Origin of the sequence: Cytobacillus solani (assembly GCF_001420595.1) — a bacterium.
GTDB lineage: Bacteria > Bacillota > Bacilli > Bacillales > Cytobacillaceae > Cytobacillus > Cytobacillus solani.
The window spans coordinates 1,197,726-1,212,679 of sequence record NZ_LJIX01000006.1 but is presented as its reverse complement, the minus strand read 5'-3'; the positions used below and the strand labels follow the sequence as shown (position 1 = coordinate 1,212,679).

The window sequence follows — 14,954 nt, the reverse complement described above, 5'->3', positions numbered from 1 at the left end:
TCCTAATTCCCTTCCTTTAGCGCACCCTATGAAGGATCATCCTCCTCCACAGCAATTTTCCAATGCCTTTTAATCAATTGCAACCATCTCCCTGATAATCATCGTTAGCGAATCGTCTGACGCAAATCACCTCCTTTCAGCTTCATCGTGTGCAAATGATGGCGATACATCCCACTTCATCGATGGGCATCTCACCCCCACACGATTCTTAACAAGAACACGGAACCCCTGCCCGTTTAACGAAAACTCTTTCAAACCAACATGAATAAATACCTCTGTTCTGGCATGCTTCGTTTCAGCCACAAGGATAATGGTCCCTTCGGAAGGAGCATGAATTCCTCCATCCTTTGGTAAAATAGCTATGCCTTCTTCCCTCATTTTCTTACTGAATACTGATCCAATGAAAGCACTTGGAGAATATTTCTCCAGCCAACATTTCTCGAAAAATTTTGATACAAATGGACTACTCCTTATTTCAAAGGAACCTAAAAAGGCATGGGGTAATAAAAGAGGGTTTGTCTCTTTATTTTTACCACCATGCCTGATCGAATCAGTAACATGTGACCCAATATGAATGTATAAGATTACTTATTTATATACATCCCCTTAACTCCTCATGCTTATTTTCTTATTTTTCTGAAAATAAATCTATGATTATTAAAAATATTATCAAAGTATGATTATACTGGTATATAAAACAACAGGTACAAAAAGGTCTATAAAAATAAATTAGAGCATTAGCAAGTAAAAAAGACTTTTTCCATTGTAGATTTTACACCCACAAAACTACCAATATAGGATATAATTATCAGGAATGCTAAATATTAGGAGGGATATCTTGAAAAAATTAAAGAAACTCGGAATCATCACACTTTCTACTGGATTATCGATTGGAATTCTTGCACCAGGAGCAAGTGCAACATCATTTGGGAATGAGAATCTTAACACTGCGCAAATTCAAATTGCTCAGTCAGAAAAGGTTGTTTCGAAAAGTGAGCTAATCAAGAAATTTAAAGAATTTTTCCCGCAATTTTCATTTTTAAATGATAGTGACTTCCACTTGGGGACAGGCTTGCAATTTCCTGGTGATGACACGATTCGCCACGACTTAAGCTTTCAGAAAAAGGTTAACGGGAAGAATCTATATGGAAGCGTTGGCTTTATTGGGGATAAGCTAGAGATTGAAAGCTATTATTATGACCCTGCCGATGCAGAGGATGCTTTATTTCCTGCAAAAGTAACAAAAGAAAAAGCAAAAGAAGTGGCGCAAGCATTTCTAAAAAAGTTCCCTAATAGTAGTGAATACCAGCTTGATAAAGACCTCATCGACTACTATCCAAGTAATCAAGTACTTACAGAACCTATCCGTTATACATTCTCCTTCGTAAAGACAAAAAATAAAGTTCCTATTTCAGACCAAAGTATTCAAATCACTGTGCTTGGTAATGGGGAGATTAGTAACTTTTACCGCAACTTAGGCAGCAATAGTTCACCATCATTTGATGATGCAGCAAAAGTTCTATCTAAGGATGAAGCAGTGAAGAAGATTAAAGAGAACCTTACAGTCGATTTGCAGTATAGCATAGAAGCGGATTACCAAACAGGTGAGAAACAGGTAAATCTTGTTTATTCGCCAACAAATAACGTAATCGGTATCCATGCACTTTCCGGTGAGTGGAAAAAATTAAACGGCTTTTCTCCTGAACTTTCAAAGGAAAGGAAAATTGAACACATCGTCACTCAGCCGCTCGCACCAAAGCATACTAAATTCTCCTTAAGCGATGCGAAAGCTTTTGCTCAAGAACTGCTCAAAATTAATTCAGATGAGATTAAACTAAATATCCAATCAATTGATGAAAGAAAAAATCATAATGGCCAAGAAGTGATTACCATTCAATATATGTATGAACACAAGAATGGCGGAACGGGAACAGACCTGGAACTAGATAAACGTACAGGAGAAATTATCCAGTACCACAACATCAAGAATGATTTACTTAGAGAGAATAACTTAAGCAAAAAAAATGGGCAAGCCATATCTAAAGAGGATGCGCTTAAACAAGCAGTAACGTATTTAAAACAGTATTCCCCATCTTATCTTCATAACTATGCCATGCCGATCGGGGAAACTTTTTACGAAGAAGAAAGTGAAACCTATCATTTCAGCTTCCCTAGAGTTGTAAATGGAATTCTCGTAAATGGGGATCAGCTTTCAGTCTCAATTGCAGCTGATGGCTCACTGCTTAGTCTAAATGTTATTCAGTCTGATATTCAAAATTGGCCATCCATTGATAAAGTTATCTCAAAGGAAAAGGCACAAGCGAAATTTCTTGAACAATTAAGCCTAAATCTTAGCTATGTAAGAGAAGGTCATAGCAAAAAATATAATCACTATCATCTTGTATATACACCTGAATTTAACAAAAATCCATTTAGCTATTTAAATGCACTCACAGGCGAATGGAATCATATGTTTGAGACTACTCAGCAAACCATTTCCCATCCACGAGCGGAAAAAGAATTAAACTATCTTATCCAATCAGGCATTATCGATGTGAAAGATTTAAAAACATTTAATGCAGATGCGAAGGTTACAAAGGGTGCAGCCCTTGAAATCATCATGAAGTCTCTCACTCGATTCTATAACGATTATTACCCAGGCAAACCAAATACAAGTCAATCATTTGATAATATCAAACCTGACCACCCATTATATCAAATTGTTGAACGTGCGGTTTCACTCGGAATACTAAAAAAAGACGGAGCAACCTTCAATCTTGATGAACGTCTGACAAGAGAGGAGTTAGCAGTTTGGTATATTCGTATATTAGGTCTTGAACAAGCAGCCAAAAATCAAGGGATTTATCAGCTGAAATTTGCGGATGCCAAAGATGTAAAGACTGAAAATATTGGCTATGTGGCACTGGCACAATCATTGGGATTATTAACAACAACGAATAACAAGTTCAATCCTAAGCAGGAAGTGACTTATGCTGATTTAGCCCTATCAGTCATTCCTTTAGCTCATGAGGCATATAAAAAAGGATTAGAATTCTACAATTTTTAAGATGATGAACGAAGCAAGTATCCGCCCGGAAAATGGGCGGATATTTTTTTTCGAACAGCTATTAGATTCGTTTCCTATTTTCGTAAGCAAGTGCTTTTTCCAAAATTATCTAGCATTTCAAGCATTCTTCGGCCAAATTTCATTCATTTTTTAAACTTATTGAGCACTTTACCGAAGTTATCTAGTAATTTCTTCGATTTATCTAGCACGTTCAATCTTTTATCTAGCAACTTTCTAACTTTATCGAGTATTTCTACTATTTTCTTGTTTAGACTCTATTCCCATATGAATTTTTTGTGAATTTTTGTAAATCCGTTATGTAGTTTTTTCAAAAAATATGGTTGACATTTCCTGTGGGATGATTTAAATTGAGTTTGTAATTGAAATTGATAATCGTTATCATTGATTGCGTTTGTATAAGTAGGCCTACTTACACTAACAAGAAAGAAAGATGAAAAAGGGAGATTTATATAATGATTAAAAAAAATCTATTACTAATTGGAATGACTGCTGCATTTTTAGCAGCTTGCGGAAATAGTGAGGATGCCTCTACTAGTAATGAGCCTAAAGAGGAAAAGAAAACGGAAGAAGTAGCAAAAGAAGAAGCTGCTCCGACTGAACAGACGATTACATACTTAGGTGAATCCTATACATTACCAGGTGAAGTAAATAATATTATTGCGGCAAGCTTAGAAGCGATGGAGGATGCTGCCATTCTTGGAGTAAAGCCATTAGGAGCTGTAACCACTGCTGGTGAATTGCCAGCCTATCTGGCTGCTGATTTAGAAGGCGCTGTATCCATTGGGGAAAAAACAGAACCAAACTATGAAACCATTCTTTCTTTAAAGCCGGATGTTATCTTAGGTTCTTCTAAGTACAAAGAAGAAGTTGTCGAACAATTAAATAAAATTGGGACAATGATTCCCGTATCGCATATTTCTACTAACTGGGAAGATAATTTACGCTTAATGGGAACTTTATCAGGTAAGACATCAGAAGCAGATAAAATCATCGCTGATTACAAAACAGATGCAGAGGAAGCAAAATCCAGCATTTCTGCTAATTTACAAGATAAAGAGGTTTTCGTCATTAGAGTTCGTCAAGGAAGCATGTTTGTTTATCCTGCCGAAGTCTATTTAAATCCAGTCATTTATAACGATTTAGGATTAAAAGTTCCAGAATTAATTGCGAAAACAGCTGCTCAAGAAGAGATTAGTCTAGAAACATTGGCAGATGTAAATCCAGATATCGTTTTCCTACAATTTGAGAAAAGTGAAAACAGCGATAACCCTGCAGCTTTAGATGATTTATTAAAAAATCCAATCTTCCAAAGCATTGACGCAGCAAAAAACAACCAAATATTCGTAAATGCTGTGGATCCTATGGCACAAGGCGGTACTGCATGGAGCAAGGTTAACTTCTTACGTGCTGCCGTCGAGAATTTATCTAAGTAATGGATGAAAGCTATGAAACGATTGCGGAAATCCCCCTCTGTGCCATTTCTAATTATTTGCGCATCACCGTTTCTCATCATTCTTACGGTCGCCTTATCCATTTTATACGGGACAAAAGGAATTGATGCATCAACCATTTGGCAGGCAATTGTACACTTTGATTCTACGAATGTCGATCATAACATTATCATGCAATCCAGACTGCCTCGCGTTTTAGCGGCTCTGCTGGTTGGTGCCTTCCTAGCCATTTCTGGAGCGATTATGCAGGGGATGACAAGAAATTATCTTGCCTCCCCTTCTATTATGGGAGTAACGGACGGCTCGGCTTTTGTAATAACCATCTGTATGATTTTTTTTCCTGCTATGTCAAATATCCATATGATCATGTTCTCAATGATTGGTTCAGCACTTGGAGCAGGAATTGTCTTCGGCTTTGGCTCCATCATGCGCAATGGCCTTTCACCTGTTCGATTAGCCATAATCGGAACGGTCATTGGAACATTTTTAAGCAGTTTGTCATCTGTGCTAGCCACACATTTTCAAATTTCACAAGACTTAACCTTTTGGTATAATGCGAAAATCCACAAGGTTGATCCAGATATTCTATTGCTGGCACTTCCTATCGGTCTCACAGGACTTGTCCTTGCTCTGATCATTTCTAAATCCATCACCATTTTATCACTTGGTGATGATATTTCGATCAGTCTTGGTCAGCGGACAAAATGGGTAAAGGCCATTAGTATCATCATCGTTATTTGTTTAACAGGAACAGCTGTCGCACTTGTAGGCAAGATCGGATTTGTCGGTCTCATTATCCCACATATCACTCGATTCATTGTAGGAATAGATTACCGATTCGTTATCCCATGTTCAGCGATTATCGGCGGTATCTTTCTTGCCCTTAGTGATGTGGCAAGCCGCTTTATTAATTTTCCATTTGAAACGCCAGTTGGTGTGGTTACAGCATTAATCGGTGTCCCTTTCTTCCTCTATTTAATTCGGACAAGAGGAGGCGAGCGTCGTGCATAAACAGAATCGCAGCCGTTTCTTCATCACCATGTCGGCCCTAATTGGAGCCATCCTATTTGCCATTTATATTCATATTACGAATGGTACTTTTGATATGTCAGTAAAAGATATTTTCACGACATTGCTGCGAATGAATCCAACAAATGATTTTGATTTGGTCATCTTTGAATTCCGTCTTCCTCGTATTGTTATTGCAGCGCTTGTCGGATTAGGGTTAGGAATAGCTGGTACTGTCGTTCAAGGCATTACAAGAAATGGGTTAGCCGATCCTGGTATATTAGGGATCAATGCTGGTGCTGGTGCTTCCATCGTCATCTTTATGTTTTTCTTTCAAATGGAGCTTGCAGTATCTGGCAGCTCAAACTGGTTATCGATTATAATCATGCCTATTTTTGGCTTTTTAGGTGGATTGATTGCAGCCATTCTTATTTACATATTCTCTTGGACAAATGGCAAATTAGATACACAGCGGTTAATTTTGTCAGGGATAGCAATAAGCACTGGGTTTGGTGCGCTTTCATTATATATTTCATTAAAGATGCGTGAAAGTGACTTTGAGATGGCAACCGTTTGGATGTCAGGGAGTATCTATAATGCGAACTGGATATTTATTTTAGCAATGATCCCTTGGCTGCTCATTTTAGTACCAATCATTTATCGCAAAGCCTATCTATTGGATTACTTCCAGCTGGAGGAATCATCCATTAAAAGTCTTGGGATACAAGTTGAAAAAGAAAAGGCCATTCTGCTTTTAAGCAGCATCGGGGTTATTAGTGCATGTGTCTCCGTATCAGGCAGTATTGGTTTTATAGGACTGATCGCCCCACATATCGCGAAGCAGCTTGTAGGAATCCATCATCGATATGTGCTCCCAGCAAGTGCAGCAATTGGGATGTTTCTCGTTATCTTTTCTGATTATCTTGCAAAAACAATATTTGCACCTGCAGAAATTCCGGTTGGGATCATTGTGGCCATCCTTGGTGTACCTTACTTCCTCTATTTATTAATGAAAACAAAAGCATAGAAGGAGAATGAAAAGATGGTAACAACGGTTATTCGTGCTGAAAGACTAACAACTAAATATGAGAAGTTCACTGTTTTTTCGGAGCTAAGCACATCGATTAAAAAAGGACAAATTACGACAATTATTGGTCCGAATGGCTGCGGAAAATCAACATTATTGAAAACAATTAGCCGGATATTGAAGCAGCAGAGCGGAGAAGTTTTTTTACAAGAACAGGATATGAAAGGTATTTCAACAAAAGCAATTGCAAAGCAGCTTGCTCTTCTATCCCAGAACCCTGAGGCGCCATTACAATTAAAGGTGGAAGAGCTTATATCATACGGCCGTTTCCCGCATCGCAAGAATGTGGGAACGCTGTCCAGCAAGGATATGGAAGTAATTGAATGGGCAATGGACATTACAAAAACAACGGCGTTCCGAAACCGTGAAATTGCCCAGCTTTCAGGAGGTCAGCGCCAAAAGGTTTGGCTTGCAATGGCGCTTGCACAGGAAACGAGTATATTGCTTTTAGATGAGCCAACGACTTATTTAGATTTAGCTCATCAGCTTGAAGTGCTGCAAATCGTTGAACGTTTGAATAAGGAGCATCATTGTACAATTGTGATGGTCCTTCATGATATCAACCATGCAGCCCGCTTTTCCGATGAATTAATTGCAATGAAGAACGGTGAAATCATTACCGCTGGTCCACCTGAAAAAATCATTGCAAAGAATGTCTTAAAGGAAGTGTTCAATATTGATGCACGTATAATGGTCGATCCAGAAAACGGATCCCCTGTGTGCTTCGGGTATGATGCACTTCCAGAGCGTGAATAGGAGGATGTATGGACACAACACAAAAAGTGGTATTAGACAATACAGAGGGATGGGTTCTCCATTCCCAAAAGACGGGTTATTCATACAACATTAAAGTTGCTTTCCCTCCCTCCCCTCCCAATGAGGATGGGTATCCGATTATCTATATACTTGATGGCAATTCTTATTTTCAGTTCGCTAGAGATGTTGTCCGTTTGCAATCTAAGAATGCACGTAAGACCTTAGTCAATGAAGCGATCATTGTTGGAATCGGGCATTCAGGAGAAGACAAAGATGCCTCCAAACGCCGCTTTCTTGATTTTACTGCTCCCGCGGAATCCTATACATATCCAGATCGGTTAAATGGCAGGGATTTAGGCGATCATGGCGGTGCTGGAAGATTTTTAGAATTTATACAAGAAGAATTGAAGCCCAAAATTGAAAGCCGCTATTCCATTAATAAAGAAAAACAAGCTTTATTCGGACATTCACTCAGCGGACTTTTTACCATATGGACATTGTTCACAGCACCAAATACTTTTCAAACCTATCTTGCTGTAAGTCCCTCCATTTGGTGGAACAATCATGAAATGCTTGGCTTTAAAAACTGGTTCTCCCATCAGACAAAAGAAGACAAGAAAAGGCGTCTGTTTATGTCAGTAGGTGAGCTTGAGGGCTTTATGGTTGAAGATGCAAGGAAATTACTTGAACAATTACGAGAAACACAGCACTTATTTGTGGACTGTGATTTATATGTGGCTCCTGAAGAAAATCATGCATCTGTTGTACCAACCGTTATGAGCAAAGCCATTCGGTTTGCAAATGAAATTAAATAAACGATGGTAATGGAATGGGGTATACAAGGTAAATCTGCATACCCCTACCAAATAACCTGCCAGTTTTTATCATTATCAGCATAGACCATTTTTCTTTTCAAAAAATAATCGGCAATGAGTTCTGTCATATCTGTTTGGATTTCTTTTATTACTGGCTTATTTTGAAACATGTGAAAGTCGCCGCCGCCACTCGCACGATAATTGTTCATGACGACCTCATACTCCCCTTCCATTTCAATGGGTTCACCTGAAATCATGAGCTTCGTCACTCGCTCCCCTACAGGTCGCCTTATATCCAGCTCATATTCAATCCCCTCCCACATATCATAGTTATAATGCTTTGGCTTCGGCTCCAAATAGGCTGGATTTACCTCGATTTCCCCCGTACTGTCGATCATAAAATAACAAGCACACTTCTCAAGTGCGGCCTTCATCTCATAGCCAGTGATACAGATTACCTTTAATGTATTAGGATAAATATAATTGGAGACTATATCCCTCATTGTTACTTCTTCGTTAAACCCTTCGGAACCATTATGAAAAAGGGCAGTAGCTGAGATTCTTGCTCCAGATGCATCCATTTGCACTTGATTAAAAAATTTGATCATTGGATGAGCGCCTAAACGGACGGCAAACACATCTTGAATGGTCATATCGCCAATCACCCTCCCTATCGGCTGATCTAACCAGGCCTGTGTCCCACGTTCCATCTCCTCGGTCATTTTCATCGTTTTTAAATCCGCTTCAACAGCTTCATCAATGGGTAGCAGCTCCACAGCTTTATGGCGAATAACCCATTGGCTGCGAACCTTTTCAAAAGTAATCTCCACTTTCCCGATTGCCTTCCCATTACATCCTGGCTGAACAATCGTCACCCCATTTACAGTATCTGCAATCATCCGATGTTGATGACCAGTGAGCAATATATCAATTCCCGCTATTTCCTTGCAAATCGCATAGGCTTGATTTTCTCCTGTTATGACTTCCGATTCTTCACCAGTAGAGGGCTCCCGTTCAAAACCCCCATGATAAGAAACAATTAACAAATCATATGTCTCATACTTTTGAATAAATTTCACCCATTTTTTTGTACTCATGAATGCATTCTCAAACTGAAGGTCTGCAATATACTTCGGATTTTCCCAATTTGGGATGTAATGTGTTGTTATCCCTAAGATAACGACACGAAGACCATTATCATACTCTTTAACAACATATGGCCTTCCAAAAGCGCAATTGTTTGACCCAATTTGGATCGTATTTGCTGATAGCCACGGAAAATTAGAATCCTTTATTGCAGCCTGCAATAACTCTATTCCAAAATTAAATTCATGATTGCCAATCACAGCACAATCATAGTTTAAAGCATTTAAGATATTCACCATTGGATGGATTCCCTCTTGCCTAACCTTTGCGTAAAAATAGGTCAGAGGGGTTCCTTGGATGAGGTCTCCATTATCAATGAGGACCGAATATTCATACCTTTCCCGTTCTCTGCGAATCATTGTGGCAAGCTTTGCTAGCCCGATAGAATCCTCCCGATTGTTCCGGTAATTATGCGGGAATACATGCCCATGAAGATCACTTGTTTCTAAAATAACCATTTGACATTGCTTATTTTCAAGCATCATCTTATCCCCTTTCAACCTTTAGCTAATCGTCCCCTCAATTATATACTCTATCAATAGTTGTAAATGTTCATCCGATTAAACATAACAATCCCTTTACAATAATTAACAACTCTTTTACAAAAAAAACCATATTGCTTTGCTATAATTCAACTCGTAATGAAAATAACTTTCCCAATATGGAGGTAACACGATGTTTAAGAGGTTTGCTGGAGTGGGCCTATCTTTTGTTTTGGCTGCAAGTATTTTAAGTGGATGCGGATCAAGCGAAGCTTCTGGAGGAGAGTATGAACCTGAAAGCTTAACGGTTCAATTCGTCCCATCACAAAACGCTGACACTTTAGAAGCAAAGGCAAAACCATTAGAGGGGCTGCTAAAGGAACAGCTAGGAATCCCTGTTACGGTTAGTGTGTCAACAAACTATAATACGATCGTTGAAGCAATGGCATCAAAAAAAGTAGATATCGGTTTCCTGCCTCCGACTGCGTATGTCCAAGCCCATGAAAAAGGGGCTGCTAACGTAATCCTTCAGGCACAGCGCTATGGTGTAAACGATGAAACAGGAGCACCCAATGATAAGCTAGTAGATTTCTACAAATCGATGTTTATTGTTAACGCAGATTCCGATATTGAAAGCATTGAAGATTTAAAAGGCAAAAAAATCGCTTTCCAGGATGTGACTTCATCTGCAGGGTATGTTTGGCCTGCAGCAGCATTAATGGATGCCAATATTGATCCGCTTACTGATGTAGAAGGAATTACAGTAAAAGGACATGATCAAGCCGTTATTGCCCTCTTAAATGGAGATGTTGATGCAGCTGTTATTTTCCAAGATGCACGAAATGTTGTGAAAGGCGACTATCCAACTGTTTTTGAAGACACAAAGGTCCTGCATTTCACCGAACCGATCCCAAATGACACAATTGCTATTCGTCCAGACATGTCTGATGAATGGACGAAAAAAATCCAGGATGCCTTTATTGCCATTGGCAAGGATGAAAAGGGACACGAAATCATTAAGGATATCTATTCTCATGAAGGCTACACCCCTTCTGAAGATAAAATGTTCGAAATTGTCCGGGACTACGCAGAAAAAGTGAAAACAGAGTAACCGAATTGCAGAAACGCCAGCCAGTTTCCATCATGAACTGGTTTGGCTTTTTTTATCAAAACAATTGAAGGTGGAATCATAGTGATTGAATTTCAAAATGTCTCCAAGACCTACCCAAATGGAGTAAAAGGATTAAATGATATTAACTTAACCATTCATGAAGGGGAGTTTGTCGTCATTGTCGGCTTATCTGGTGCCGGGAAGTCCACATTATTACGGTCAATCAACCGTTTAATTGAAGTGACTCATGGAGAAATTTTCATCGACGGGCAATCGATTACAATGGCAAAAGGAATAAGTTTAAGAAGAATCCGGCGGGACATTGGCATGATTTTTCAAACCTTTAATTTAGTCAAACGCTCGACCGTTTTGAGGAATGTGCTGTCTGGCCGTGTCGGTTATCTTCCAACCTGGCGGACACTTCTTGGATTGTTTCCAAAACAGGATGTCCACTCTGCTTTCCAAGCTCTAGATCGCGTGAATATTCTTGAAAAAGCCTACTCACGGGCAACAGAGCTTTCAGGCGGGCAGCAGCAGCGCGTCTCCATTGCCCGTGCACTAGCCCAGGAGGCAAAAATCATTCTGGCAGATGAACCTGTTGCTTCATTAGATCCGTTAACGACGAAGCAAGTAATGGACGATCTAAAAAGAATTAACCAAGATCTAGGAATTACAACGATTGTTAATCTTCACTTTATTGATTTGGCAAGGGAATATGCAACAAGGATTATTGGCTTGCGTGCTGGAGAAGTGGTCTTTGACGGACCTGTCTCAGCGGCAACAGACGAGAGGTTCGCAGAAATCTACGGACGGCCAATCCATGAGAAAGAACTGCTAGGAGCAGAAGCATGATGAATCTTCCCTTAGAAAAAAGGAACTATCCTGAACCGCCTAGTAAGCTTAAAACCTATTTAACCGTTTTCATTCTGCTGCTGCTTTTTTTTGCCAGTGCTATGAAAACCAATGCATCTATTTCTGATCTCGTTGTTGGGTTTCCAAATATGCTGGAGCTTTTGAAACAAATGATTCCGCCAAACTGGCTTTATTTTGAAAAAATCCTCCCAGCCATGCTCGAAACGATTCGAATGGCCCTGTTAGGAACAACCTTTGGTGCCATTATCGCCATCCCGATTGCCTTGTTTTCTGCAAATAATATTGTTAAGAATTATTTCTTTTACTATCCAGCAAGATTTATTTTAAACATTATACGGACTGTGCCCGACTTGCTTTTAGCTGCCATTTTTGTATCCATCTTTGGTTTAGGAACACTGCCGGGCATACTTGCTTTAACGATTTTTTCAATCGGATTGGTGGCGAAGTTAACTTATGAAGCCATTGAGTCAATTGATACTGGTCCCTTAGAGGCCATGACAGCTGTTGGGGCAAATAAAATCCAATGGATCTTTTACGGAGTGATTCCGCAGGTCCTGCCGCATTATATTTCATATGTTCTTTATACCTTTGAAGTGAATATCCGGGCCGCAGCTGTTTTGGGTTTAGTCGGTGCAGGCGGGATTGGGTTGTATTATGATCGCACGCTCGGATTTTTTGAATATGATAAAACAAGCTCGATTATTCTATTTACCCTGGTCGTTGTTCTGCTCATCGACTATATTAGCACGAAGCTGCGGGAGAAATTACTATGAATAAAGCCGTGATCACCCCATTCAAACCAAGAAAAAATAGAATCCAGCGTTTCATTATTGTTATTGCCTTACTCCTTCTATACATATGGACATTTTCTGGCATGCCGATTGCGGGTGTAAAAGAAACAGCCGGTCAGATTTCCAAAGCCATTTTTGCCGGCATATTTAATCCAGATTGGGATTACGTATATTTACCTGATGGAGAGGATTTATTACGCGGTCTCCTTGATACATTAGCAATCGCCATATTAGGCACGTTCATTTCTGCTTTTCTATGTATTCCCTTTGCTTTCTGGGCAGCAGCGAATATGAGCAGCGGAAAAGCAGCAACAAATACAGGAAAATTCATGCTAAGCTTTGTTCGCACCTTTCCTGAAATTGTCATGGCCATTCTGTTTATTAAAGCGGTTGGTCCAGGGTCCTTCGCAGGCGTGCTTGCTCTTGGATTACATTCCATCGGCATGCTTGGCAAATTATTCGCAGAAGAGATCGAAAGCATTGATCCTGGACCTGCAGAAGCATTGACGGCTACTGGTGCCACCCGATTGCAAATCATCTGGTTTGCCATCCTGCCGCAAGTCATGCCTGGCTTCTTATCCTATACGCTATACCGCTTCGAAATCAACGTACGTTCTGCCGCTATCCTTGGCATTATTGGAGCAGGCGGAATCGGCACCCCGCTTATATTCGCCTTAAGCTCGCGAGATTGGGACCGGGTGGGGATTATTCTTCTAGGGATTATTGTAATGGTTACGTTGATTGATTTATTGTCTGGGTATATTCGGAAGAGGATTGTGTAGGTTGAATTTAATTCGGAAAAGGTTCTAGGGTGATCATTCTAGAACCTTTTTTAGTCTATGCTATCAATTAAAACCAAGCCTCCGCCAGCATTTTAACTGCATCGTGTATTTCTGCTTCCGATAAAGACGCATAACCAAGTAAAACGGTTTTATTATCATGGCTTCCATAGGCGGATAGTGGATAAACCTTACTATGAAAGCGGCCTGCTTGGTCGATTAGTTCTTGCTCTGTCATGCCATTATTGACACGTACTAACACATGCAGACCGGAGTCCTGGCCAATAATCTCAGCTGAATCAGGAAACTGTTTCATAATTTCTGTCACAAGAATATCTCTCTTTTTATGATAGATCACTCTCATTTTGCTTATTTGCTTCTCCCAATGCCCCTCTTCTAAAAACCTTCTAAGAAGATCTTGATCCATTCGCGATACTGTTTGTGCATAGAAAAAATATTCATTTTGATATATTTCAATAAGCGGTTTGGGGAGAACCATATAGCTTACTCGAAGGGATGGCAGTAATGCCTTTGAAAAGGTGCCCATATAAACCACTTTTTCATTCGTATCCAAGCCTTGTAAAGCAGGAATAGGCTTACCAGAATAGCGAAATTCACTATCATAATCGTCTTCAATAATGTATCGGCCCTCTCCCATATTGGCCCAATGCAACAGCTGCATCCTTCTTGAGATCGGCATAATCATTCCGCATGGAAATTGATGTGATGGTGTAACAAACGCTATATTCGCTCCACTTTCTTCAAGACGTGAAACCATCATCCCCTCTTGGTCTAATGGAATCATCTTCACCCGTTCCCATTTTTCAAAAGCGACATGTCTGCGGTGATAGCCAGGATCTTCAACAGCAAATATTCCCTCTTGAAGCAGCTGAAACAACAAGCGAATTAAATATTGTGTACCCGCGCCGATAATCATTTGACTTGGCGAACAGCAAACCCCGCGTGATTCATACAGATACTTTGCAATGGCTTTCCGAAAATCATAGTCACCCTGTGGATGGCCAAGCTTTAACAAACGGTCGTTCTCCGAGCGCAATATATCATTCGTTAATTTGCGAAATACTCCAAATGGGAAAGAACGTGCATCTACACCAATTTGGGTAAAATCATATAAAAATTTTGGATCTTGATATGGTTTTTCCTTTATAAAATTGGCTGACTGCTGACCATTGCTATCCGCTAAATTCTGATCCAGCTCGCATACATAGTAGCCCTTCCGCGGAATGGATAGTAAATAACCCTCAGCTATTAGCTGCTCATAGGCGGCTTCAATTGTGTTCTGACTTAGCGATAAATGTGCGGCAAGTCTTCTTTTTGATGGAAGCTTTATATCCGGAGTTAAGTTGCCCATTTTAATTTCTTGTTTTATATAATCGTAAAGCTGAACATATAACGGCTTCTCACTTTGATTATCAAGCTTTGGTGTGATCTCTAGCATCAAAACTGACCCCTTCTAACTTTTAAAATCTGATCCTTAATGTAGTATCAGTTATTCTATATAATACCTCTATGCTTAGCATTTTCAATCATAACATTCATGCAATCG

Annotated in this window: 13 protein-coding genes; 10 read left to right on the top strand and 3 right to left on the bottom strand. The window is 39.7% G+C overall.

What is annotated here, in order from left to right:
- Positions 1 to 126: 126 nt before the first annotated feature.
- Entirely contained in the window at positions 127 to 402 is a 276-nt protein-coding gene (locus tag AN957_RS07785; RefSeq protein ID WP_256376296.1) for a PTS glucose transporter subunit IIA, read from the bottom strand.
- A gap of 436 nt (positions 403 to 838) precedes the next feature.
- Between AN957_RS07785 and AN957_RS07780 the strand changes: the two genes are divergently transcribed.
- The 6 genes from AN957_RS07780 to AN957_RS07755 all read left to right on the top strand — a co-directional run bounded on the left by AN957_RS07780 (position 839) and on the right by AN957_RS07755 (position 8,205).
- Complete coding sequence (locus AN957_RS07780; protein WP_053475044.1) at positions 839 to 3,067, top strand: YcdB/YcdC domain-containing protein; 2,229 nt, start codon at positions 839 to 841, stop codon at positions 3,065 to 3,067.
- Positions 3,068 to 3,543: 476 nt separating this feature from the next.
- Positions 3,544 to 4,521 carry an ABC transporter substrate-binding protein gene (locus AN957_RS07775; RefSeq protein ID WP_053477475.1) on the top strand — a complete coding sequence of 326 codons (978 nt, stop codon included), beginning with the start codon at positions 3,544 to 3,546 and terminating at the stop codon, positions 4,519 to 4,521.
- Positions 4,522 to 4,542: 21 nt separating this feature from the next.
- Positions 4,543 to 5,550: a FecCD family ABC transporter permease gene (locus tag AN957_RS07770; protein WP_053477474.1), complete on the top strand. Its 1,008-nt coding sequence runs from the start codon at positions 4,543 to 4,545 to the stop codon at positions 5,548 to 5,550.
- Positions 5,543 to 6,574, top strand: coding sequence for a FecCD family ABC transporter permease (locus AN957_RS07765; protein WP_053475043.1), 1,032 nt, complete (start codon positions 5,543 to 5,545; stop codon positions 6,572 to 6,574). Before AN957_RS07770 ends, AN957_RS07765 begins: the two co-directional genes overlap by 8 nt.
- Before the next feature lie 15 nt (positions 6,575 to 6,589).
- A complete protein-coding gene (locus tag AN957_RS07760) occupies positions 6,590 to 7,390 on the top strand; it encodes an ABC transporter ATP-binding protein (RefSeq protein WP_053475042.1) in 801 nt (266 codons plus the stop codon).
- Positions 7,391 to 7,398: 8 nt separating this feature from the next.
- Complete coding sequence (locus AN957_RS07755) at positions 7,399 to 8,205, top strand: alpha/beta hydrolase (RefSeq protein ID WP_075209107.1); 807 nt, start codon at positions 7,399 to 7,401, stop codon at positions 8,203 to 8,205.
- A gap of 44 nt (positions 8,206 to 8,249) precedes the next feature.
- On the opposite strand, the gene AN957_RS07750 is transcribed toward AN957_RS07755, so the two are convergent.
- Positions 8,250 to 9,833, bottom strand: coding sequence for a bifunctional metallophosphatase/5'-nucleotidase (locus tag AN957_RS07750; protein ID WP_056683355.1), 1,584 nt, complete (start codon positions 9,831 to 9,833; stop codon positions 8,250 to 8,252).
- 193 nt (positions 9,834 to 10,026) lie between these two features.
- On the opposite strand from AN957_RS07750, the gene AN957_RS07745 reads away from it, so the two are divergent.
- The 4 genes from AN957_RS07745 to phnE (AN957_RS07730) all read left to right on the top strand — a co-directional run bounded on the left by AN957_RS07745 (position 10,027) and on the right by phnE (AN957_RS07730) (position 13,390).
- Entirely contained in the window at positions 10,027 to 10,944 is a 918-nt protein-coding gene (locus AN957_RS07745) for a phosphate/phosphite/phosphonate ABC transporter substrate-binding protein (protein WP_053475040.1), read from the top strand.
- Between the two features lie 81 nt (positions 10,945 to 11,025).
- A complete protein-coding gene (gene phnC / locus AN957_RS07740) occupies positions 11,026 to 11,796 on the top strand; it encodes a phosphonate ABC transporter ATP-binding protein (RefSeq protein ID WP_056683352.1) in 771 nt (256 codons plus the stop codon).
- Positions 11,796 to 12,590: a phosphonate ABC transporter, permease protein PhnE gene (gene phnE, locus AN957_RS07735; protein ID WP_380000202.1), complete on the top strand. Its 795-nt coding sequence runs from the start codon at positions 11,796 to 11,798 to the stop codon at positions 12,588 to 12,590. Before phnC ends, phnE (AN957_RS07735) begins: the two co-directional genes overlap by 1 nt.
- Entirely contained in the window at positions 12,587 to 13,390 is an 804-nt protein-coding gene (gene phnE / locus AN957_RS07730; RefSeq protein WP_056683345.1) for a phosphonate ABC transporter, permease protein PhnE, read from the top strand. Before phnE (AN957_RS07735) ends, phnE (AN957_RS07730) begins: the two co-directional genes overlap by 4 nt.
- A 67-nt stretch (positions 13,391 to 13,457) precedes the next feature.
- Here phnE (AN957_RS07730) and pdxR read toward each other — a convergent pair whose 3' ends face one another.
- A complete protein-coding gene (gene pdxR, locus AN957_RS07725) occupies positions 13,458 to 14,846 on the bottom strand; it encodes a MocR-like pyridoxine biosynthesis transcription factor PdxR (RefSeq protein WP_056683342.1) in 1,389 nt (462 codons plus the stop codon).
- Positions 14,847 to 14,954: the final 108 nt, after the last annotated feature.

Excerpts from the sequence above, each read along its gene's own strand:
- AN957_RS07760 (WP_053475042.1), top strand. The coding sequence starts at position 6,590 with ATGGTAACAACGGTTATTCGTGCTGAAAGACTAACAACTAAATATGAG.
- AN957_RS07755 (WP_075209107.1), top strand. The coding sequence starts at position 7,399 with ATGGACACAACACAAAAAGTGGTATTAGACAATACAGAGGGATGGGTT.
- AN957_RS07750 (WP_056683355.1), bottom strand. The coding sequence starts at position 9,833 with ATGCTTGAAAATAAGCAATGTCAAATGGTTATTTTAGAAACAAGTGAT.
- AN957_RS07745 (WP_053475040.1), top strand. The coding sequence starts at position 10,027 with ATGTTTAAGAGGTTTGCTGGAGTGGGCCTATCTTTTGTTTTGGCTGCA.
- phnE (WP_380000202.1), top strand. The coding sequence starts at position 11,796 with ATGAATCTTCCCTTAGAAAAAAGGAACTATCCTGAACCGCCTAGTAAG.
- phnE (WP_056683345.1), top strand. The coding sequence starts at position 12,587 with ATGAATAAAGCCGTGATCACCCCATTCAAACCAAGAAAAAATAGAATC.
- pdxR (WP_056683342.1), bottom strand. The coding sequence starts at position 14,846 with ATGCTAGAGATCACACCAAAGCTTGATAATCAAAGTGAGAAGCCGTTA.